The organism is Exiguobacterium sp. R-17, assembly GCF_049913315.1.
Classification (GTDB): Bacteria; Bacillota; Bacilli; order Exiguobacteriales; family Exiguobacteriaceae; genus Exiguobacterium_A.
Map to the genome: position 1 here is coordinate 2,433,500 of NZ_CP184372.1, position 21,840 is coordinate 2,455,339.

The window sequence follows — 21,840 nt, forward strand, 5'->3', positions numbered from 1 at the left end:
CTCCACGAAGACGTTCACACACATCTTCGTGCTTTTTTGTTATAGTAATCCTAAAGCGTTTTACTATAGAAGGGAGGAATGGCATGCAGTCACCACTACCTACGAAACATCATCGCCGCTCTACGAAAGGTCAGCTTTTTCGACGATTACTGATGCTGACAATCGGTGCCATCATCTTCGCACTCGGACTCAAAGGGTTCCTTGTTCCCAATAACATCATCGATGGCGGGATCGTCGGAATCTCGATCATCGGCTCAAAGGTGACGGATACGACGCTCGCTTTGTGGCTGTTCTTCTTGAACATCCCGTTCATCTTTTTCGGCTATAAGCAGATTGGAAAGACGTTTGCCCTGTCGACGTTATATGCGATCTTCGTCATGGCAATCGCAACGAAACTCCTCGAACACATCGGTCCCTTGACGAGCGTTGATCTGCTCGCGACCGTTTTCGGTGGCTTAATTCTCGGAATCGGCGTCGGGATCGTCATCCGTTCGAGTGGATCACTCGACGGAACTGAGATTCTTGCTGTCTCTTTCAGCCGCTCGACACCGTTTTCAGTCGGTGAGATCGTCATGTTCTTCAACGTCTTCATTCTCGGTGCTGCTGGATTTGTTTTCGGTTGGGATCGAGCGATGTACTCGTTGATCACCTATTTCGTCGCCTTCAAGACGATTGACGTCGTCATCGACGGACTCGATCAATCGAAGAGTGTCTGGATCATTTCGGAGAATTACGAAGAGATCGGTCTTGCGATCATGGACCGACTTGGTCGAAGCATGACGTACTTAAACGGGGAAGGTGCCTTTACCGGTGACGGCAAAAAAGTCATTTTTTGTGTCATCAGCCGGCTCGAAGAATCTAAACTGAAGGATATCGTTCGTGACTTCGATGAACAAGCCTTTATCGCGATCGGCAACATCCATGATGTCCATGGCGGTCGCTTCAAGAAAAAAGATATCCATTAACCGAACGAAGGGAAGGAACACGGGTGTGGAAAAAACATCGTAAGAAAATCATCGGCGGCGTGATCGTCATCGTGACGCTCGCTGTCATCGTTGTCATCGGGATTTCCGGTTATGTCGGATCATCGTTGACGCAACCGGAACGCGAAGCCTTGACGACGACACCCAAAAAAGCAGAAGGACTTGACTATGAAGATGTCACCTTCCGTTCTTATAAAGACCGGACACGTTTGTCTGGCTGGTGGATGCCAAGTGAAGATGCGAAGTTGACGATCGTTTTCGCTCACGGCTATGGCAAGAACCGGGAACAAGATGATGTTCCTGTCTTCCCGCTATTTAAGAAGTTTCACGATGCCGGATACAACGTCTTGACGTTCGATTTCCGAGGATCGGGTGAATCGGACGGAAAACGTGTCACAGTCGGTGCAAAGGAACAAGATGATTTGCTGACGGCCGTTCGCTACGCGAAGTCGCGGTCTTCAAAACCAGTCGTCCTCTATGGTATCTCGATGGGCGCTTCGACATCACTCGTGACCGCTCCAAAGGCGGACGTCGTCGGTGTCATCGCCGACAGTCCGTTTAGTGATCTCGAGAACTATCTCGCAACGAATCTGCCTGTCTGGAGCGGATTACCGAACTTCCCGTTCACCCCGATCATCCTGGAGATCACGCCACCGTTGACAGGTCTTAATCCAGAACGGGTGAAACCGATTGAAGCGGTTCGACGGATCGAGTATCCGATCCTGTTGATCCACGGGAAGGACGACGATGCAATTCCCGTCACGGAAAGCATGAAGATTCAAAAGGCGGCACCGCGCTCGGAGCTCTATGTGACGGAAAATGGTGGACACGTCCAGTCGTATGCGCACGACCGAAAAGCGTATGAAGAGAAAGTCATGACGTACTTGTCAGATCTGCATTGATGAAAGGAGATTGACATGCAACAGTTATCGTTGTTCCTGACCTTTTCCGTCGCACTGACAGTCATGACGATCGGACTGCTCGTCTCCCGTCGTGCCGGCTATCGTTTACCGTACGGACGAACGATCGCCTTGATTTGGACGGGTTCCGCCCTGATCGGACTAGCCCTTTACTTATTACGTTAAACGAACAGCCGCTCGCTTCCTTGACGGAAACGAGCGGCTGTTCGTTTGTGCTTATCGTTTTAGTACGGCAGCGCCGACGATCTTCAAGACTTCCGGACGACTGAGTTTTTCTTTCCCTTTTGCAAGGGCATCCAGCGTTCCATGTGCGAGTGCAAGTGGAATGTGACAGAATTCATAAATCGTCGTCTCCTTCGGGATGGACGCAAGGTACGCATCGGCTTCCGCAAGATTCTCACGCGCATAGGCGAACATCGTATCCGTCGTCCAACCAGGTGGGAAGTAGCCGACACCACGCTCCGCATCTTCCTGTTGGTTACGAAGGATGTTGACGGCTTGCAAACCACGACCGAATCCGATCGCTTGCTGTTTATCGGTGACGATACCAGCCTTCCAGTACCAGATGTCGGATAACATAACACCGACAAGTCCCGCGACATAGTATGTGTACTCATCAAGATCCGCTTCCGTCTCGACCGTCCAGTCACGCTCAGCCCAGACCGCCATGCCTTCTGCCATCTCGGCCGTCGAATCGAGCACTTTCGGACGAATCGCAGCCGGACAATAGGCGATCCACTCCGGTAAACGGAGCGTCACTTCTGGTAGGTGTGCCGTATACGGCGCAATCAACTCAAGATAGGCGGTAGCGGAAAATGTGCCCCGCATCAACAATGCCGTCTCCCGGAGCAACATCGTCTTGACGTCCGTCGCCAAGTCTTCATGATCTTCAATCTCATCGATGGCACGCATGCATAGATAAGCAGCACCGACCGCTTCCTGTAAGTCTTGCGATAGTCGACTAATCGGGATATAGAAGGTGCGACTCGTCGCTTTTAATACACGGTTCGCGTCTTTTTTCAGCTGCTTCGTCTCATTCATTCCTGACAACTCCCTCTTTGGCTCAAAAGGTTTCTTTTCTCTTCATTACTATACACGATTCAACGCGTTTCAGCATTTGTTTCATGATAAGAAAGACTCCCTTTGCAGCACATTCGGGCAAAGGGAGTCTTTTCGTCCTCGTTTGAAGCGCATCGTTCGCTAAAAAGATACGTTCCGATGACATTCAAATGGAATCATTTTTCCTGTTGTTTCAAGAGTTGTCCAATCAATCCAGTACTACGGGAGGCTTCCGTGTTCTCTTCTTGGATCGACAAGTAGACTTCCTTCCGGTGGATGTCGACCTGTCGCGGTGCCTTGATACCGAGCTTGATTTGATCGCCTTCGATTGCAAGAATCGTCAGTTCGATGTCATCCCCGATTTGAATCGCTTCTCCCGTCTTTCGTTTCAGTACGAGCATCAGCGACCACCTACTTCCGTCAGACTACCGATCAGATGACGATTCGTGTATGTATCGTCCAGGATGATTTGTTTCGCGAGCCGTTGTTTCGTCTCCATGACGAAAGGTGCTCGTAAGTTCGTCGTCGACGTCGTGAACGGATCCCGTAATGTGACCGTCGTGTAGACAGCGACTTGCGCCGTATCCTCGATTCCGAGTTGCTCTTTTGCTGCCTCCGGTAACTCGAAGACATATTCCGGATCAATCCAGAATGGGTTCGTCACGACGAAGGCACACTCTGGCTGATCAATCGATTGAAACGACCAGAACGGAACGCCTTCTCTGAACGGGAGCAAGATGAAGCGTTTTGCTTCCGGAAAACCTGGTAATTCAGACGCGAAGGTGATGATTTCCGTCTCGTCAATCGTAATGGTTCCAAAAAAATCCGTTTCGATCTGCATATCGTTATCCTTCCCCATCGAATATGCCACCAACCGGCCACATATTCAGTTGATTTTGTTCTTGTAGATAAATCTCGACCTGACCTTCTTTCACGGTCAGTTCCGGTCGATGTGTTTCGACATCGATCTTCGGACGATTCGCGGTGTAGCTCAATCGGACTTCCGCTGGTGTAAAAGTCGTCTTGACCCGATCAAGACTCCGCGGGATGAATCCGAGTGTCGTCACTTCGGCAGGCGGTGTGTCGTTAGTTTTTGCAATCCGCGCGACCGTTCCCCCACCTTGCTCGATCCGCATCAGTTGATCCCCTTCCGATGCTCTCTGCGCGACCGCTTCCTGTCCCTTTTGTTGACCGTAGGCAGCGTACTGCCGAACGGACTCGAGCGCAGGAACACGCCCCATCTCGATCCAGGCTTGTGTCGAATCGATCTCAAGACGTGCCGCGACGGTTTCAATCGACAGTTCCCCGCGGGGCTGTTCGATCGAAAGGGAGGCAGGTGTCTGCTTCTGCTCGATTTGCGGACGTGTGATATTCATCCCGATTCGTGCTGCCGTCTGACGCATTTCAAGATGTGGAAGATTCATCTGCCTTCACCCTTTATCGTAGAAAATCGAGTAACGTCGGTTGAATGATTCGTGCTCCGGCGCTGAGAGCCGCTCGGTGTAACGTTTCGTACGACTTCAGTTCCATGATGACTTTTTCCGCCTCGATGTCTTCGTTATCCGACATGACCGTCTTTGCGATGATTTCCTGATCCTCGAGCCGTGATGTGTTCAAATCCATCCGGTTAACCCGTGCCCCGAGATCAGCACGTGTCTCGACCGTTCCATTGACCATCTCATCGATATCTTTCAACATCCCGGATAAGGTAGCCCCGTTGTTATCAGCGTTCGTTCCAAGTGCATCATAGACTTTTTTCAACGTTTGGAACGTTTCCGGTCCAAAGACGCTGAGTGGTGAAATGTTAACTTGGACTTCGATACCAGAAGAAACTTCATATTTGATGGATTCCGTCTCCTTACCTGTCGGATCACCATCCGTGAAGACACTGTCAACAGGACCAGTTGTACTCGCTAAGTAATCACGCAATCCGTCCATCGAGACGAATGCCGTATCCGTCTTCGTTCCGTTGAAGATGCCTTTTTCATTGTATTTCGTATTCGCGAGCGTCCCAATGTGTTCAATCAATTGACCGACCTCGCTCTGGATCGCTTTACGCTGTGTCGCATCATACGTATCCGTCGCCGCCTGTGTCGTCAACTCACGAATCCGGCTCATCGCCGACGTGACTTCGTTAAGGGCCGAATCCGTCAAATCCATCCAGCCCGTTGCTTCACTGGCATTTTTCTTGAACTGTTCGACTTCTCGTACTTCCGTCCGGTAACGCACGCCCTGCATCGCGACGACCGGATCATCGGATGGACGCTGAATTTTCTTCCCGCTGATCAATTGCTCTTGAAGCGTGCTCAAGCGCTGATAGCTTGAGGATAAGTGCCCGATATTCGTTTTCGTCAACATCGTTTGTGTTACTCTCATCTATTCATCACCGTCCTACGAGTCCCATACCGTTGATGATTTTATCAAGCATCTCATCGACGGTCGTAATATTTCGTGCTGCCGCATTATAAGCGTGTTGATACTGAATCATCATCGTCATCTCTTCATCGATCGAGACGGCAGACATCGACATACGGCGTTGATCCGCACTTTCCATCAAGACAGCGGCACTCTTCCCAAGGCGCGCGACTTGTTCGGTCGAGACTGCCATGTTGCCGATGACGTTTTGATAGAACGAGCCGATCGTCGTCGTCGTGTTCGACTTCGTGAACGTAATGCTTGCCGTCTTCATCTTCGCCAGTTTCAGCGCTCCTTGGCTGTCACCGATGTTCCCGTCCGTCGACGTCGCGATGTTATCGAGACTCGCTTTGATGTCCACACCGACGGAAATCGTCGCTGCCGTGATATCGCCACCAGCTCCCGTGAAGAACGCGTTCGATCCCGCCGTCCCGTCTTTTTTCAAGTTCGTCGCGTGCGCGGCATTGAACGCATCGGCGAACGTTTTCGCCATCTCATCGAGTTGACTCTCCATCTTGACGTATTCACCGACAGCTTGACCGTTTCGTTCTTGACCATACATCTCGAGCAATCCGGATAAGCGTCCCGTCGTAAACCCCTTGGTCGTATCAAACGTTTGTGCTACTCCGTTCACTTCAAGACCGTTGTAAATTCCGTCGGCATTTTCGGTAAATCGGAGCGTCACGGCTGATGAAGCTTTTGCGTCAACGGCTTTGATTTTCGTCCCGTCAGGCATCTTCAGCTCGATGTCGATTCGTCCTTCCGCGTTGCGTAACGCATTCCCCATCTTGCCATTCCCGATGTCCTGCGCGTCGACAGCTACTTTCTCGAAGTCGGTATATTGTGCGAGCTCGTCTAAGTAGCGGTCACGCTCATCGTAAAGCGCATTCGGAAGAGCACCGAGTGGTTCGACCGTATGAATCTCGATATTGATATTATTGATTTTTTGCAAGAGGTCGTTGACTTTTTTCGTCGAGACCTCGATTTCACTTTTTAAGTCTGATTTGACCTGATTGATTGCCTTCGACATGTAGTTGAAGGTCTGTGCGAGTGTCTCTGCTTTTTGCCGGACGACACTGCGCGCACCCGAGTCTTGCGGATTCGTCGACAAAGTCTGAAGTGATTCCCAGAACCCGTCAAATGCTTTCGCTAGACCCGTATCCGACGGTTCATTGATGATATCTTCCATCCGTCCGAACGCCGCTTCCTTCGTGCCGTAATAGGAAACCTTCGTCACTTCATCCCGGTACTGCTTATCGAGCATGATGTCCCGAATCCGCTCGACCATTTCTCCGCGGACACCCGTTCCGACTTGACCATTTCGCCCAGATCCAAGCGATATCGAGAGTTGTTCTGTCGTTCCCATGACGAGACGCTGGCGAGAGAATCCTTCCGTACCGGCGTTCGCAATGTTATTTCCAGTCGATTGCAGGGCCCACTGGTTCGTCGTTAATGCCCGACGTCCTGTCTCAAGCCCCATGAAAGTCGATCCCATCCGTATTCCTCCTTACGCGTTTCGGTTAAAGTGTGTCTGGTTCAGTGCGGACTGCCCATATGTGAAGTCGTCTGCTTCTGGAATTAAAAGTTGCAGATGCCAATCCAAATAGTGCAGCGATTGCTCGAGCAGCTCTGCGTTCAGTGCATTCAGCTGCCGCAACTGACCGATCGTCTGCAACAATGTCCGGAGTGAGTCGACATCTTCCGGATGCGTCTCGATCCACTCGGTCATCGTCACGCTCCCCATGAGTTTAAGTCGTTCTTGCTCTAATGCTTCAATCCGCTTGATATGTACCGGTTCTTCCTTGACGATTTCAGACAAGCGACGCATGTCGTTTGCAATCAAGACGTGCTTCTTTTCTTCTGCGAGCGCGAGCAATTGAGCGTGCGCCTCGTTGAGTTGATTGATGAGTTGCATTCGGTTTCTCCTTCCGAATTAAAAAGGTTCCATTCATATAAAAAACGACCCGCGCATCCGTGCCCCGAGTCGCCTCCATTTTCTACGATGTTCCGCTTACAGGTTCAAGAAACGTTCCGCGATTTTTTTCGCGTCCGGTTTATAGGTTCCATCCTGGATCGCCTGCTTGAGGGATTCAATCTTTTCAGTCCGTGACGTCTGTGTCTCATTGAAACGCGCGCGCGCTTCTGTTGAGATACTGACTTCGTCCGGACGGTTCGTGCGTTGGTTTTTTGTTCCTTCTACTGATTGAGTTCTTTCGTACGTTTTGGGCATGTTCACCCATTTCGTAGAATCAATTCGCATGTGAACACCTGCTTTCTAGACTACAAGATTCTTAGTTCAAGTCCGATACGTCCTTGGTTTCGAAGAGTCAGAAGAGTCAAGCATCGCCTGGGCGAGGTCACGTCGTAAACGATCACGACATGCGGCACAAATCGTGCCTTCACGGGAGGGCTTCCCGCAACTCTCACACATGATTTCCATTTGGGAAATCTCGGAGATCAATAAGCGCCCTTCCTTGATGTAACGGAAGACGGTATCTTGACTGACACCCGTTCCGATCTCGACATCTTTAGGTGAAGTCCGGATTTTTCGTCGTTCTCGCAGAAATTCGCGCACCTTCTCAAAATCCGTATGATCCTTTCGTATGCAATCAATACACAGTTCTGAAGATTGACGCACGACTAACTTTCCGCAAGATTTACAATTGATGACATCCATTTCTTTCACCTCATACAGAGTATCGGCAGGATTGTCGCTTTCTTAAACACTTCGAAATAAAGTTACAGCAGAAATTTCTTTTGCGCCTGCTTCCTTCAGTCGAAACATCGCTTGCCGAAGAGTCACACCTGTCGTGTAGACGTCATCGACGAGCACAATGTTCTTCCCTTTGGCGTCATTTGTCACGCAAAACGGATTACTTCGCGCAAGCCGAGCCTGTCGTCCTGCCTTACTTTGGGCAGGACCCTCCAAACGACTCAAATACGGCGCGATTTTCCCATGCATCTGGCGTGCGATCAACTCCGCTTGATTGAAACGACGGTCTGCGAGACGCTTGGTGCTTAACGGTATCGGAACAAGAACAGCTTGTTTGATTTTTACCTTCTTCAAGTCATCGGTAAACATCTCAAGCAACGCAGTATCTCCGAGAAACTTGAACCGACGCATGAATTCCTTGGCTGCATCATTGTACAGATAAAGAGGTGTCGTCTGGAGCGTCAGCCCTTGTTGCCGCCACGCCGTACAATCTGAACAGCATGGCGAACCCGGCTTTCCACAATCGACGCATTCCCCTCTTTTTACAAACTTTATTTTACAGGTCGGACAGGTCACTTGCCTAGTCCAGAGATTTCCGAGTTCCCAACTAGGTAGATAGACCTCTTGACAGAATAAACATCGATTCATGGTTGCACGGCATTCGCTTTTTTAATGTGATGGATCGCTTCATACATCGCATCACTTCGGTCATTGGCGCAAAATAAAATGTCACCATCTGGATACGCCGACGATCGTCCGACACGTCCGCTGATTTGAATCAAGGCTGCCGTACTGAATCCTTGATCGGCATCAAGAATCGCAACCTGGACGTTTTCAATCGTCACACCCCGCTCTAGAATCGTCGTTGTCAGTAAGATTCCTGTCGATTGTCGAAAGCGTTGGACCTTCTCGACTCGTTCTGAATCCGCGGCATGGACCGTCTCGACGGTATAGCCTGCATCTGTGAATCGGTTCTGCCACCGCTCAAGCTCCGCAATACGCGAGACGAACACGAGCCGTGGTACAGCAGCATGACGCGCCAACCAATCGAATACGATCTGTTCGGTATAAGGTACGACGAGCTTTGGTACCGGTAACGGATACCCGTGATAGCGCCGCATCAGTCGGACTATCGGAAAGCGTCGATGCCAAAACGAAGGTGTGGCGCTTAATAAAATCAAGGCAGCGTCTTTCGTCATCGCTCGTTTGACGTACCGGTGCAATGTCCGGTCCATCCGGTAAGGGAAGGCATCGACCTCATCCAAGAAGACGACATCGAAACAATGCCGGTAATGAATCAATTGGTGTGTCGTACTGACCGTGATGTCACCTAACTCGAGACGCTCCGACGAACCACCGTATAAAGAGACAATGGACGTATTTGCGAATGCTCGCTTCAAATGTCCTGTCAATTCCCGGACGACATCTGCCCGAGGTGCTGCGACAAGAACACGTCGTCCGTTCGTAAGGGCGTCGGCGATTCCTGGAAAGAGCATCGGCGTTTTTCCGGCACCACACACGGCATGGACAAGAAGTCGTTTCGGACGCAAGACGGTCTGCTGGATTGCTTGTGCGATGCGCAGTTGCGCCGGCGTCAACAACAATGGTCCGTGTTGCGACGGGATCACTGGATCAAGCGCCCCCAAATCCGTCACGAGCCTCCCGCAGCTTCGCAATTTGCCATAAGCGAGACATTTTCGGCAATAATAACAGGCTTTTCCACATGTACAGGCACCTCGTACTGGTAGTGCGCCACACCGTTGACAACGCCATGTCACGGCTGGCATGTATCGATATGTTTCGTTTGGTGTATCTATCCATTCAGCAGGTACGAGTCGTCCTCGAAGATCCATCATCATGACCTCTCCTTTCTGTGACGTTCCTTTCTCGCATATGCCTGGTATCTCCTTGTCCGCATTCGTTCCTGCTCCATCGCTTTTTTCCTCAGTCAATTTAAGAAAATAGTATATGTTATGTCTCTAAAAGTTGTCGTAAGTAGAGTCATTCATGAAAATCAAGGATTTTGACAAAACAAAAGCAACAGGTATTCTCAATGTAAGAGAATTCCTGTTGCTCATCTGTTTTATCGGTTATGTTGTTCATTCCGCTGCATGATACCATGTGATACCAATTGCACCAGGTCCGAGGTGGGTCCCGATGACGGGTCCGAAGAAGCTCATCTCGATGCGCGCCTGCGGGAAAAGTGCCGTTAGTTCGGCAATTTCTGCTTCTGCTTTCATAGAATCCTCAGCATGGATGACACCGATGACATATCCTGCTCCGTCCCCTTTGATGTCTTCCTTCATCATTTCCTCGATTCGATTGACCGCTCGCTTGAACGTTCGGATTTTTTCGAACGGAACGATTTTCCCGTCGATGAAGTGAAGGACCGGTTTTATCTTCAGAAACGAGCCGACGAATGCCTGTGCGACACTCAAACGTCCACCACGCTGGAGGTGGGCTAGATCGTCGACGACGAAGTAGGCTCGAATCTGTTTTTTTAATGTCTCCAGACGATTAACGATCGTCTCTGCCGTCGCTCCTGCATCTCGCAAACGAACGGCTTCTTGGACGAGAAACGCTTGCGGCATACAGGAAATACGTGAATCGATTGGATGAACGTTAACATGCTCCACCATCATGTTGATCGTATGTAACGCTTGATACGTTCCACTGATCCCACTCGATAGTGTGATACCGATGATATCCGTTCCTTCCGGCAATTGCTCGAACGACGCAACGAGATCACCGATGTTCGGTTGTGATGTCGTCGGGAGGCTGCCCGTCTGGATGCGTTTATAAAATTCAGCTACTGAGATGTCAAACCCTTCTCGATAGGCGTCACCGTCGAAGATGACACTAAGTGGTGCGACGTGCACTTGATGTTCTTCACAATAGGTAGTTGGCAGATAGGCTGTGCTATCCGTTAAGATCACAATCTGGCTCATCCGTGAATTTCCTCGCTTTTATAGTTCCGTCGTGACGCTGCCGAATGTGACACGCCACAATCGTTTTTAAGTGTAGCATTTTTCCTTGGATAAAAAAAGAAAGACGGGAGCCCCGGCTCCTGTCTTTCGAGATATTAGACGACGACCCATCCACGGCGGATTGATTCGACGACGGCACCAGTACGGTCCGGTACATTCATCTTCCGAAGGATCGATGAGACGTGGTTCTTAACCGTCTTTTCACTGATGTATAACGTATCGCTGATCGCACGGTTTGAGAAGCCGTCTGCCAGTAACTGTAAGACTTCGCATTCGCGACGTGTTAGAACGTGGAGCGGTGCTTCCGCGACTCGTTTTTCAACAGGCTGTGATGCCATCGTTTGTTTCATCTTCATCAAACGACGATATTCCTGTAACAAGTTCGGTGTGACCTTCGGATGGACGTAGCCACCTTCGCGGTATACGGAACGAATCGCATTGACGAGCTCATCGGTTGCCATTTCTTTTAAGAGATAACCGACCGCGCCCGCACCGAGTGCATGCATGACATACGTCTCATCATCATGAATCGATAAGATGATGACACGGACGTCCGGATAGACTTCCATCAGACGTTTTGTTGCTTCGACACCATTGACTTGCGGCATGTTGATATCCATTAAGACGATATCCGGTTGGTGGGTTTCGACGAGCGAGATGACTTCCGCTCCACTTTCCCCCTCCGCTACGACGACGAACTCTTCTTCGAAATCAAGAATTCGTTTAACGCCTTCGCGGAATAACTGATGATCGTCGACGATGACTACTTTCACTTGCTCGTTGTTCACAGTGTTTCCCCTCTCGCTTCGGATTCCTCGATTGGAATCTTTACCTTGATGACCGTACCTTTTCCGGGTTGCGTCTCGATTTCGAATTCACCATCGATCAATTCGATCCGTTCACGCATACCGACGAGTCCGAATGACTCGTCACACGACGCGACGATGGAATCAAAATCAAATCCAACGCCATTATCCTTTACATGGATTCGTACGGAATGCTGATATTGTTCTATGATAATACGAATGTCACTCGCTTTGGAATGCTTAACTGCATTTTGAACGGCTTCTTGCACGATTCGGAAAACGGCGACTTCATACGTCGAATCGATTCGCTCACCGCCTCCGAGATAGTTGAAGTGAACCGGAATATTCGAAATTTCTTGAATATGACGAAGATAACGTTCGAGCGTCGGAACGAATCCGAGATCGTCAAGCGTCATCGGACGTAAATCGTATATGATACGACGGATATCAGCAAGCCCATCCCGAATCAACGTCCGTAAACGGTGAATCTCTTCAAAAGCTGCCTCTGCCCCATTGTGCTGGTGAATCTTTTCAATCAAATCTGCCCGGATCAAGACATGGGCAAGCGTCTGTGCCGGACCATCATGCATATCGCGCGACAGCCGGCGGCGTTCATTTTCGGCGGACTGGAAGACTTTTAGACCCATCTCCTGCTTTTGCATCGCCTTTTCATATTTTTCATTCATCACCTGCATATCGTCCGTCAAGAAGTTCAAGACGACCGAGACACGTCCAATCAATTGATCTGCTCGTTCTATCGTCTCATCGAGCTGAATCAGTCGGCGCTCGAGCTCATCACGTCGTTTTCGGCAATTCATCTCGTCTCGTTGATTGATGAACGATTCGAGCTGCAACGCGTTCGCAGTCTCATAGGCCGACCGGACATCCTGTTCCGAGTAGCTGTCGAAGTTCTTACTGACGACGACGAGTCGCGCCTTCGCATCCTTGATATGACGTTCAAGTCGTTCTGCTTCTTTTATATAGTCGTGCACCCGAATCTTCAGGTCGCGTAGTTCTTGCTGAATTTCGGCATACTGCTCGCGAGAACTTTCCGTAATCCGGACGATTTCTTCCCGACTCTCTTCTACGACGCCGATGATGTTTTGTACGATATCATTCAAGGATAGCCGCTCCCTCATCTCATTCGTCATGGTACTCCCTCCATTCCTTGCCAGTCGTCTACGGTTGTCTCTCTCTTGGAACGTCGTTATGCTAGAAAGAACTAGTTAACGAGGAGGACATTTTTGATTATGACATTATCTAATTATTATACAGTAAAAGAAAACGGTTTCCACGAAATCATTATCCAAAAGTCACGATTCATCACCTATTTAGCGCGTGCAACGACGGAAGAACAAGCCCAGGCGTTCATTTCCGAGCTGAAAAAAAAGCACCACGATGCGAACCACAATTGTTCCGCCTACGTCATCGGTGAACGCAATGAGATCCAAAAAGCGAACGATGACGGTGAACCGAGCGGAACGGCCGGTGTTCCAATGCTTGAAGTATTGAAAAAGCGAGACTTACGCAATACGGTCGTTGTCGTGACACGATATTTCGGCGGCATCAAACTGGGTGGCGGTGGATTGATTCGTGCTTATGGTTCGAGCGTTTCTGAAGCACTGAACGCAGTCGGCGTCGTCGAACGGATCGAACATACTGTCGTTTCCGTCACCGTCGATTATACATGGCTTGGAAAACTCGAGAACGAACTGCGGGCAAGCGTCCATCCAATTGATCAGATCCATTACCTCGATCAAGTCCAGATCGACGTCCTCGTCAAGACAGCCGATGTTCCGGATTTTCTCGACTGGATGACGAATATGACGAATGGTCAAGCTGAGTTGTCAAGCGGCTCTAAACGCTACCTCGAACGTGACATTATTTCTTGAACTGCTATACTGATTGTAAAGAATTTTAAAGTTTTTCAAAAATTCAGATAAAGTTAGGGGTTAATGAACGTGGAAGAGCGAACCCGAAGCAATAAAAAAAAGATAAAGAAAAAACGTTCTTGGTTCAAAGTGTTCGTGATCAGTTTTCTTATCGTGCTTATTGGCGGAGGGGCGACCTTCGCGTATGTCGCGTACAAGACATTTCAGACCGCAAACGACTCAAAAGTCGATTTAGCTCGTGGGGACAAGTCTGAGAAACGAAAAGCTGCGATTGATTTGACGAAAGACCACTTTTCTGTCTTGCTTGTCGGAACGGATGAACGACCTGGCGATACCTCCTCACGTGCTGACACGATGATCGTCGCGACATTCAACAAGAATGATCAGACGGTCGATATGGTCAGTATTCCTCGTGATTCACTTGTCCAGATTCCTTCGGTTGGTTATGAAGATAAGATCAACCATTCCTATGCCTTCGGTGGCATCGATTCAACGATTGAAACCGTCGAGACATTACTTGATATCCCCATCGACTATTATGCCTCGATCAACTTCAACGGTGTCGTCGCGATCGTTGACGCCTTAGGTGGCATCGATGTCGACGTCAAATTACCAATCGATACGCTCGACTCATCCGATAAGCGCAATGGCGTCAAATTGGAGCCGGGGAAACAAACGTTGAACGGGGAGGAAGCACTCGCTTATGCCCGGATGCGTTATCAAGATCCTGAAGGTGATATCGGTCGAACAAAACGCCAACAACAAATCGTCGAAGCGATCGTCGATCAATCCACCTCATTCGGTTCCATCACGAAATTGAACAGTCTGATGGATGCGACCGGTGATAACTTCAAAACGAACATGTCGTTGACGGAAGCATTCCAATTGCAACCATTCATCAAAAAAATCGGTTCGATCAACCAGATTGATCTAAAAGGAACGGATACGAAAATCAACGGCGTCTACTACTACCAACTTGATCCGACTTCACTTGCGGATGCAAAAACGACGTTGAAGGAACAGCTCAATCTACCGACTGATGAGACAACGGACGGCACGACGACGGAGGCTGCAGATGATTCGGTCACTTCAACCAACTGATCATACGTCACTATTAGATGTTCAGCGCCGCGCTTATCAGATTGAAGCACGATTACTCGAAACTGCTGATTTCCCGCCATTACGCGAAACGATTGATAACATCAACATAGAGGCACCGACTGGTTTTGTTTATGTTATCGACGATAACATCACTGGTGCTGTCACGGTTGACGCTCTGACAATCACCCGTCTCGTCGTTGATCCGGCATACTTCCGGCAAGGGATTGCACAATCTTTGTTGCAACATCTATTCGAACACAGTCACGCAAAACATGTCATGACTGGCGCGCGTAATCTTCCCGCGCTCGCTCTTTATGCTCGCTTCGGCTTCACGGAAGTTCGACGCGTATTCCGCGATGAGATTGAACTCGTCTTCTTGACGCGCATGTGACGTCTAATAACAAAGCAGCAGTGGACAAAAGTCCGCTGCTGCTTTGTTATTAGAAGAAAAGAAACCCGAGCACTGCACCGATCAGAACAATACGAAGCGGTGACTGCTTGTAAAAACGTAACAGACAAAATAATCCGAAAGCCATCAAGAAGTCGAGTCCACTTTTAATACTCGATGTAAAAATCGGATCGTACAATGCCGCGAGTAAGATACCGACGACGGCAGCGTTGACCCCGATCAACATCCGACCAACCGACTGATTTTTTCGGATGCGATCCCAGTACGGCAAAACACCGATGACGAGTAAGAAACCGGGTAAAAAAATCGCAAGCGTCGCAAGGATGCCTCCAGAAATACCAGAGATGATCGTACCGAGATACGTCGCGAACGTGAACAGTGGACCTGGTACCGCTTGTGCCGCTGCATATCCGGCAAGGAACGTATCCGTATTCATGAGTCCAGGTACGAGCGATTGCTCAAGAAACGGCAAAACGACGTGCCCGCCACCAAATACGAGAGCTCCGGCACTGTACATGATACTCGTCAGCTGGATGGTTCCAGTTGTCGCTTGAGCGAGAAACGGTGTGATGGTGAGTAAGACGAAAAACAAGACGAGTGCGATGACGCTAAACATTCGTGGTACGCGAATTGACAACGAACCACCTGTCTTCGTTCCTTCTTTGAACCAGAAGAAGGCAATAAGACCTGCGAGTAGTAAAACTCCGACTTGCACCAATGGATGGGCAATCAAGAGCACGCCTGCGAGCGCCAGTAACATCAAGGTCAGGCGTTTGGCACCTGTCGCAAGCTTCATTCCCATACCCAGAACGGCGTCAGCGACAATCGCGACCGCAACCAGTTTTAATCCGTGAATGAATCCAGCTTCTGCAACGTCGAACCGTGTCGCAAGAAGCGCGAACAGAATCAAGGCGATACTCGACGGCAACGTGAAGCCGATGAAGGAAATAATTGCTCCTGCTACCCCACCACGGATCAGTCCGATGCCCATTCCAACCTGACTCGAGGCTGGACCGGGTAAGAATTGACAGAGCGCGACTAAGTCAGCATAGGCTTTCTCGTCGATCCATTTTTTCCGTTTGACATATTCTTCATAAAAATACCCGAGATGGGCGACCGGACCACCGAACGACGTCCATCCGAGCTTAAACGACACTAGAAAGATTTCGATTAAACGATGCATGTTTCACCTCCATCTTTCATTTTACATAAAAATTGTTAAGTTCTCGTGAACTTCAATGATTTTTCTTCCCGTATGTTCCCTTTCGCCACAATTTCTCCATGGGACCTTGTGCATGATGCTTTAGATATCTGTTTGATGCGATACCTTGCGTAATCAAAAGCAGGAATACAAGTAACAGACCTTGCCATAAAGGCGTCGTTTCAAACTGACCGCTCAGGAAGATGAAACATGTAAAGACGAGTGTGTGCATTAAATAGTTCGTCAATGCCATCCGTCCCAGTCCAGCAAACCACCGCATTCGTCCAGCACGGACGAGTAATGCGACAGCACAAGCATAGGTGATAGCAAGCGTCCGACCTGATAACCAGACATAAAAGAGATTAGATGAACCGTCTGGTACGTCCATATGTGAATGAATGATTCCTACGAATGATGGCACCGTCAGCAACAGGCTGATTCCGAGCGTCCACCAGAGAAAACGATTCGTCGGCGGTCGTGTGCTGAAACGTTCCATCAACAATGCCCCGATTAAGAACAGCGACAGAATTTGCGGCCATATGATACCGGTGTTCAGAAAGGATTGCGGTAGTTGAACGGTTATCTCATCGTGAATGAAGCCGACAATATCCCGGGAAGCGACCAACGATTGCAGGAAATCATTCTCTTCGATACTCGATTCATCTCCGAATTCGTTAGCATATTGGTAAATCGATATGTAAATCAGGAAAGTATACACTTGACCGACGACTGCAACTAACATTTTTGTAATCGGCTTCGCTTTCGTAAATAATAACAAGATGAAACCAGTCAACGCATACGTATGTAAAATATCGCCCTGCCACAAGCATAAATGTACTAGTCCAATGAGAAAAAGAATCCCCAGACGACGCGCAAAAATCATCTTCGATAATCCTTTTTGTCGCAAACGCTGGATGAACAAATAGAATCCTGCTCCGAACAAGACACTAAACAGCGTATAGAATTTCGTCTGGATGAAAAGGTCAAAAAACAGACGAATCCATTGGTCCGCTTCTCCCATCATCGCATGTGATCGATCGCCAAGAAAACTTGGCATATTGACGAATAGGATTCCGCATAATGCAAAACCCCGTAACACATCTAAATAAATAATGCGTTGATTCAACTGTTGTTCCAACCTAACACTTCCTTCCTAAAAAAAGACCGCTCATTTTCTGAGCGGTCTTTATCATACGCTATCTCGATGTAAAACGTTCCAACAAATTCAATAATGGACGATAGCGTTCACCGAGCAAACCAAGCGACTCGACTAAAATATCGAGGACAAGCAGTAACATGACGAGGGAGACAAGTGCCCCAAGTGAGTTCGTCTGAGAAAAGAGAACTGCCGTCATCCCAAAAATTGCACAGAGTCCATAGATGACAAGGACCGCTTGTCGCATTGTAAAGCCAAGATCAAGTAACCGGTGATGCAAATGAGCTTTGTCCGGTGCGAATGGCGGCTTTCCTTGCAACACCCGGCGGACGATCGCAAATAACGTATCGGAAATCGGGATACCAAGCAAAATGACCGGGACGGCAAGCGAGAACAGCGTCACGTTCTTGAATCCAAGTAACGACAACACACCGAGCATATACCCGAGGAACAAAGCACCCGTATCGCCCATGAAAATCTTCGCTGGGTAAAAGTTATGGAACAAGAAGCCGAACGTACTCATCAATAAGAGAATCGCGACGATCGTCACGTAGACGTTTCCTTGGATGACGGCAAGACTGATCAATGTCAACAAGACGATACTTGAGACACCGGCTGCTAAACCATCTAATCCATCAATCAAGTTGACGGCGTTCGTGATCCCGATGACCCAAAGGAACGTCAACGGAACACTCCACCACCCAAGATATAATTGTTGGTCGAACGGTAGATTGATGAACTCGATCCGAATCCCACCGTTGAGGACAATGACGGCGGCAACGATTTGCCCCATCAGCTTTAAACGGGCATTGAGCTGGAATCGATCATCAAAGGCACCTGTCAAAATAATAACGAATCCGCCGACTAGAATATGCGTCGCATACGGACTCGAAGGTTGTAAGATAAAATAACCGATCATGAACGCGATATAGATCGCAAGTCCGCCAAGTCGCGGCATGATTCGGACATGTACTTTTCGCGCGTCTGGACTGTCAACGGCACCGACTGCAATCGCAAAGCGTTTCACGACGGGTGTGATCAGTAAGGCGGCGATAAAACAGACGATGGACGCAGTCCATAACATAGTAACATCACGCTCCTGCGCGAATTATATCATAAAAAAAAAGAGCCGACGAGCGGCTCTTACATGAAGATCGGTACTTCAGCAGCTGGATCATATGTATAGATACCGCGTCCGACTTTCTTAATGGCAGGGTTTGCCTGTTCGACTTTCGCCATCAATTGATAGATATTGCTGATTTGGTGGCGATAACGTAACTCGAGTTCCATTTGGATATCACGTGCTGTCATCGATTCACGCTCGCGCATTAAATCACTGATTTGGTGCACGTAGACTTCTAGTGGATACCGTTGATTGACGCGACGTTGCTTTAACGGACGCTCATGCGTGACGGCGATTTCTTGCGAATGTTCTCCCGTTCCACGGCTTAATTCCGAGATCAAATACTCGGCGCGTCGTTGCAGACGACGGTATTCCTCTTCGATTTCCATTAGTTCGCGGTAGATGTGTTCACTGTTCCCCATTCCTTGCCCCTCTTTCCTATTTTATACATTAATGTTTCATTTGTGTTTCAATTGTATGTATTTTGAAATATATTAAACTATAATTTGCCTCGATAATATATAATTTCTTTAATTATTTAATTATCCTGTAATATTTTCATATCCTTACCGATAAATTGGCTACACTTCATATTAACAGAAAGGAATGAAAACGGAACATATAATTTCGAGATTTAACTATTTTAATAATACTTAAGTTCTATTAATACAAGATATATCTTTCTTATTTTAACGAAAAGGAGACTGGAAATTTAATGGGCAAATTACCTAAAACATTTCAGACCGCTTTAGTACTTTCGTTGGTATCCGGTTGCTTCGCTTCTACTTCTACTGTATCGGCTGCGACCGGCACAACCTTTACGAAAACTTCGTATCAGACGACGGATGCTTTGAATTTACGTAGTTCGAATTCGACCTCTTCGAAGAAACTACTGACGATCCCGAAGACGACGAACGTCACGTCAAACTACCGTAAAGGCTCTTGGTATAAGTTGTCATATAAAGGAAAGACGGGTTATGTGACGGGATCTTACCTGAAAAAGATTGAGAGTGGTACGTCCTTTACGAAGACGTCCTATAAGACGACCGATGCGTTGTCCTTACGTAGTGCGGCAACGACGTCTTCTAATCGCTTGTTGACGATTCCTAAAGGGACAGGCGTACAATCGAGTTTTAAAAGCGGAAATTGGTATAAAGTGACCTATGCGAACAAGATTGGTTATGTTTCGGGTTCTTATTTGAAGAAAGTAGCTGCACCAGCTAAGACCACGGTCTATACGACGACCGATCGCTTGAACTTCCGTTCGTCCCCTTCGACGTCCGGGAAAGTACTTACAACGATTCCGAGTGGAACAGCAGTCAGCTCCCTCGCCGTTAAATCGAACTGGCATACGGTGCAGTACCAAGGGAAGACAGGTTATGTCATGGGGACATACTTGAAGAAAGGGGCTTCCGTCCCTGCCTCGACGACTGGAAACGTTGACTACAGTGGTTCGAAGATGTATATCTTGATCTCGTCCGGTAACAGTGTCGCTCTTCGTGCGAATACTTCAACGCTCAGTGGTCAAATCGCCCGTCTCGGTCGGGGGACCCCTGTCGTCGTCACGAATCCGCGGCATCAAACGAAAGGCTTCGTCTCCGTCCGGACAGCAAGTGGTCAAAGCGGTTATGTCGATGCGACGTATCTGACACTGTTCCAACCGGCACCATCAAACCGTCCATTGCTTGTCCTTGACCCAGGTCATGGTGGACATGACGCAGGCGCGGTTCGTTACGGCGTTACTGAACGTGACATCGTCCTTGCAGTCACGAAACAAGTCGCTGAACGTCTTGCCGGAAAAGTCGATGTGACGATGTCACGTTATACAAACGATTACTACCCGTCACTTGGAGAACGGAGCGCCCTTGCGAACAGTCATGCGACGACTGCTTTCGTCAGTGTTCATATCAATGCTTCAACGAGTGAACAGGCATATGGAGCAGAGACCTTCTACTATAAGGGTGCTTCTTCGATCAACCTCGCTCAGAACGTTCAGCAACGTCTCGTCTCGTATGCTGGCATGCGTAACCGAAGCGTTCACTATGCGAACTATGCTGTCATTCGCGGCACACAAGCGCCATCGATTCTAGCAGAACTCGGTTTCCTCTCGAACAGTTCGGATCGTGCGAAACTTACGAATCCGACATATCAATCCCGCTACGCGCAAGCAATCGCGGACGGAATCCTCGCTTCGCTTTAAATCAACCACATATTAAAAAGGATCGCTCAGGGAAGCGATCCTTTTTAAATACATAACTTTCAAGGAATGTCCTTCACCATCAGGGAATGGTTCAGACAAGGGAGCGACTAGCGAGGATTTGCTCAAGGGAAAGCAAATCTGTCGAATCGACACGATAGTCTGCCTCATGGAGTGCCGACTCCGGTCCGACTCCGACGGCATACATGCCGGCAGCGTGGATGGCAGTAATGCCAGCCGTCGCATCTTCTACACCGATGCAACGACTCGGTTCGACGTCGAGTGCTTCTGCAGCACGGAGAAACACTTCAGGGTGTGGTTTCGATTGTGCAACAGTCGCAGCGTCTACGATGTCATCGAAATAGTGTCGAACCTTTAATGTCTCAACGACCATCAGCGCATTTTTAGAGGCGGACGCCATTCCGATTTTCAGCCCAGCGTTTCGGATTTCATCGAGGAATGCAGTGATTCCAGGAAGAAGATCCTGTTCAGAGATGTGCTGGATCAATGTGACATAGTGTTCATTTTTCTTAGCGGTGAGTGCTAGCTTCTCGTCCTCTGAAAAAGCGTTTTGTTTTCCGCCGAGCGCAAGGATACGCTCGAGTGAATCCATCCGGCTGACACCCTTTAATGTCTCATTAAATTCCCGGTCGAACGGGATATCCAAATCCTCTCCTAATTGTTTCCACGCTAAGTAGTGATACTCTGCTGTATCGGTAATTACGCCGTCTAAATCAAAAATGACCGCTTCGATCGTTGGTGCCATCCGACATCCATCCTTTCTTCCATCGTCCATGCAAGGCAAGAAATCGAATGACTTTGCGCAAACGATTGCACTTGCCTCATGAATAATTTTACTGGTTCTCTCGACTCTTTGC

The 21,840-nt window shown here is 48.7% G+C and carries 26 protein-coding genes; 7 read left to right on the plus strand and 19 right to left on the minus strand.

Going from position 1 to position 21,840, the window contains the following annotated elements:
- Positions 1 to 83 precede the first annotated feature (83 nt).
- The 3 genes from ACN9MT_RS12840 to ACN9MT_RS12850 are packed head-to-tail and all read left to right on the plus strand — an operon-like array spanning position 84 to position 2,068.
- Positions 84 to 965 (plus strand): YitT family protein, encoded by an 882-nt coding sequence (locus ACN9MT_RS12840; RefSeq protein ID WP_035410093.1) that lies wholly within the window; start codon positions 84 to 86, stop codon positions 963 to 965.
- A 23-nt stretch (positions 966 to 988) separates the two neighbouring features.
- On the plus strand, positions 989 to 1,885 hold the full coding sequence (locus ACN9MT_RS12845; protein ID WP_308101923.1) for an alpha/beta hydrolase: 897 nt from the start codon (positions 989 to 991) through the stop codon (positions 1,883 to 1,885).
- Between the two features lie 15 nt (positions 1,886 to 1,900).
- Positions 1,901 to 2,068: a hypothetical protein gene (locus ACN9MT_RS12850; RefSeq protein WP_426272302.1), complete on the plus strand. Its 168-nt coding sequence runs from the start codon at positions 1,901 to 1,903 to the stop codon at positions 2,066 to 2,068.
- Between the two features lie 51 nt (positions 2,069 to 2,119).
- Here ACN9MT_RS12850 and ACN9MT_RS12855 read toward each other — a convergent pair whose 3' ends face one another.
- The 14 genes from ACN9MT_RS12855 to ACN9MT_RS12920 form a co-directional block, all read right to left on the minus strand.
- Entirely contained in the window at positions 2,120 to 2,944 is an 825-nt protein-coding gene (locus ACN9MT_RS12855) for a squalene/phytoene synthase family protein (RefSeq protein ID WP_035410098.1), read from the minus strand.
- 194 nt (positions 2,945 to 3,138) lie between these two features.
- The gene (gene csrA, locus ACN9MT_RS12860) at positions 3,139 to 3,363 is read right to left on the minus strand and encodes a carbon storage regulator CsrA (RefSeq protein WP_035410102.1); all 225 of its coding nucleotides are present in this window, start codon (positions 3,361 to 3,363) and stop codon (positions 3,139 to 3,141) included.
- Positions 3,363 to 3,821 (minus strand): flagellar assembly protein FliW, encoded by a 459-nt coding sequence (gene fliW / locus ACN9MT_RS12865; RefSeq protein ID WP_426272303.1) that lies wholly within the window; start codon positions 3,819 to 3,821, stop codon positions 3,363 to 3,365. The genes csrA and fliW overlap by 1 nt, the downstream gene beginning before the upstream one ends.
- Positions 3,808 to 4,386 (minus strand): DUF6470 family protein, encoded by a 579-nt coding sequence (locus tag ACN9MT_RS12870; protein ID WP_426272304.1) that lies wholly within the window; start codon positions 4,384 to 4,386, stop codon positions 3,808 to 3,810. Before ACN9MT_RS12870 ends, fliW begins: the two co-directional genes overlap by 14 nt.
- A 13-nt stretch (positions 4,387 to 4,399) precedes the next feature.
- Positions 4,400 to 5,338 carry a flagellar hook-associated protein FlgL gene (gene flgL / locus ACN9MT_RS12875; protein WP_426272305.1) on the minus strand — a complete coding sequence of 313 codons (939 nt, stop codon included), beginning with the start codon at positions 5,336 to 5,338 and terminating at the stop codon, positions 4,400 to 4,402.
- A 7-nt stretch (positions 5,339 to 5,345) separates the two neighbouring features.
- Positions 5,346 to 6,872 carry a flagellar hook-associated protein FlgK gene (flgK, locus tag ACN9MT_RS12880; protein ID WP_426272306.1) on the minus strand — a complete coding sequence of 509 codons (1,527 nt, stop codon included), beginning with the start codon at positions 6,870 to 6,872 and terminating at the stop codon, positions 5,346 to 5,348.
- Between the two features lie 12 nt (positions 6,873 to 6,884).
- On the minus strand, positions 6,885 to 7,292 hold the full coding sequence (locus tag ACN9MT_RS12885) for a flagellar protein FlgN (RefSeq protein WP_426272307.1): 408 nt from the start codon (positions 7,290 to 7,292) through the stop codon (positions 6,885 to 6,887).
- Between the two features lie 96 nt (positions 7,293 to 7,388).
- Entirely contained in the window at positions 7,389 to 7,637 is a 249-nt protein-coding gene (flgM, locus tag ACN9MT_RS12890) for a flagellar biosynthesis anti-sigma factor FlgM (protein ID WP_035410118.1), read from the minus strand.
- A gap of 36 nt (positions 7,638 to 7,673) precedes the next feature.
- Positions 7,674 to 7,952, minus strand: coding sequence for a hypothetical protein (locus ACN9MT_RS12895; RefSeq protein WP_156359001.1), 279 nt, complete (start codon positions 7,950 to 7,952; stop codon positions 7,674 to 7,676).
- Positions 7,953 to 8,096: 144 nt separating this feature from the next.
- Entirely contained in the window at positions 8,097 to 8,501 is a 405-nt protein-coding gene (locus tag ACN9MT_RS12900; RefSeq protein WP_426272308.1) for a ComF family protein, read from the minus strand.
- Between the two features lie 233 nt (positions 8,502 to 8,734).
- Positions 8,735 to 9,946 (minus strand): helicase-related protein, encoded by a 1,212-nt coding sequence (locus ACN9MT_RS12905; protein ID WP_426272310.1) that lies wholly within the window; start codon positions 9,944 to 9,946, stop codon positions 8,735 to 8,737.
- Positions 9,947 to 10,189: 243 nt separating this feature from the next.
- Complete coding sequence (locus ACN9MT_RS12910; protein WP_056063083.1) at positions 10,190 to 11,038, minus strand: DegV family protein; 849 nt, start codon at positions 11,036 to 11,038, stop codon at positions 10,190 to 10,192.
- A 134-nt stretch (positions 11,039 to 11,172) separates the two neighbouring features.
- Complete coding sequence (locus ACN9MT_RS12915) at positions 11,173 to 11,865, minus strand: response regulator (RefSeq protein WP_029342537.1); 693 nt, start codon at positions 11,863 to 11,865, stop codon at positions 11,173 to 11,175.
- A complete protein-coding gene (locus ACN9MT_RS12920) occupies positions 11,862 to 13,034 on the minus strand; it encodes a sensor histidine kinase (protein ID WP_426272312.1) in 1,173 nt (390 codons plus the stop codon). The genes ACN9MT_RS12915 and ACN9MT_RS12920 overlap by 4 nt, the downstream gene beginning before the upstream one ends.
- 99 nt (positions 13,035 to 13,133) lie before the next feature.
- Here ACN9MT_RS12920 and ACN9MT_RS12925 point away from each other — a divergent pair, with 99 nt between their 5' ends.
- The 3 genes from ACN9MT_RS12925 to ACN9MT_RS12935 all read left to right on the plus strand — a co-directional run bounded on the left by ACN9MT_RS12925 (position 13,134) and on the right by ACN9MT_RS12935 (position 15,267).
- Complete coding sequence (locus ACN9MT_RS12925; protein ID WP_426272313.1) at positions 13,134 to 13,775, plus strand: YigZ family protein; 642 nt, start codon at positions 13,134 to 13,136, stop codon at positions 13,773 to 13,775.
- 69 nt (positions 13,776 to 13,844) lie between these two features.
- Entirely contained in the window at positions 13,845 to 14,876 is a 1,032-nt protein-coding gene (locus tag ACN9MT_RS12930) for an LCP family protein (RefSeq protein ID WP_290752507.1), read from the plus strand.
- The gene (locus tag ACN9MT_RS12935) at positions 14,851 to 15,267 is read left to right on the plus strand and encodes a GNAT family N-acetyltransferase (RefSeq protein ID WP_426272315.1); all 417 of its coding nucleotides are present in this window, start codon (positions 14,851 to 14,853) and stop codon (positions 15,265 to 15,267) included. Before ACN9MT_RS12930 ends, ACN9MT_RS12935 begins: the two co-directional genes overlap by 26 nt.
- A 49-nt stretch (positions 15,268 to 15,316) precedes the next feature.
- Here ACN9MT_RS12935 and chrA read toward each other — a convergent pair whose 3' ends face one another.
- The 4 genes from chrA to ACN9MT_RS12955 are packed head-to-tail and all read right to left on the minus strand — an operon-like array spanning position 15,317 to position 19,187.
- The gene (gene chrA, locus ACN9MT_RS12940) at positions 15,317 to 16,468 is read right to left on the minus strand and encodes a chromate efflux transporter (RefSeq protein WP_426272316.1); all 1,152 of its coding nucleotides are present in this window, start codon (positions 16,466 to 16,468) and stop codon (positions 15,317 to 15,319) included.
- A 52-nt stretch (positions 16,469 to 16,520) separates the two neighbouring features.
- A complete protein-coding gene (locus tag ACN9MT_RS12945) occupies positions 16,521 to 17,624 on the minus strand; it encodes a DUF418 domain-containing protein (protein ID WP_426272318.1) in 1,104 nt (367 codons plus the stop codon).
- Positions 17,625 to 17,682: 58 nt separating this feature from the next.
- On the minus strand, positions 17,683 to 18,726 hold the full coding sequence (locus tag ACN9MT_RS12950) for a glycosyltransferase family 4 protein (protein ID WP_035410148.1): 1,044 nt from the start codon (positions 18,724 to 18,726) through the stop codon (positions 17,683 to 17,685).
- 59 nt (positions 18,727 to 18,785) lie between these two features.
- The gene (locus tag ACN9MT_RS12955; protein WP_035410150.1) at positions 18,786 to 19,187 is read right to left on the minus strand and encodes a hypothetical protein; all 402 of its coding nucleotides are present in this window, start codon (positions 19,185 to 19,187) and stop codon (positions 18,786 to 18,788) included.
- 293 nt (positions 19,188 to 19,480) lie between these two features.
- On the opposite strand from ACN9MT_RS12955, the gene ACN9MT_RS12960 reads away from it, so the two are divergent.
- Positions 19,481 to 20,965 (plus strand): N-acetylmuramoyl-L-alanine amidase, encoded by a 1,485-nt coding sequence (locus ACN9MT_RS12960; RefSeq protein ID WP_426272319.1) that lies wholly within the window; start codon positions 19,481 to 19,483, stop codon positions 20,963 to 20,965.
- Positions 20,966 to 21,056: 91 nt separating this feature from the next.
- Here ACN9MT_RS12960 and pgmB read toward each other — a convergent pair whose 3' ends face one another.
- Complete coding sequence (gene pgmB, locus ACN9MT_RS12965) at positions 21,057 to 21,728, minus strand: beta-phosphoglucomutase (RefSeq protein ID WP_426272320.1); 672 nt, start codon at positions 21,726 to 21,728, stop codon at positions 21,057 to 21,059.
- Between the last annotated feature and the right edge of the window lie 112 nt (positions 21,729 to 21,840).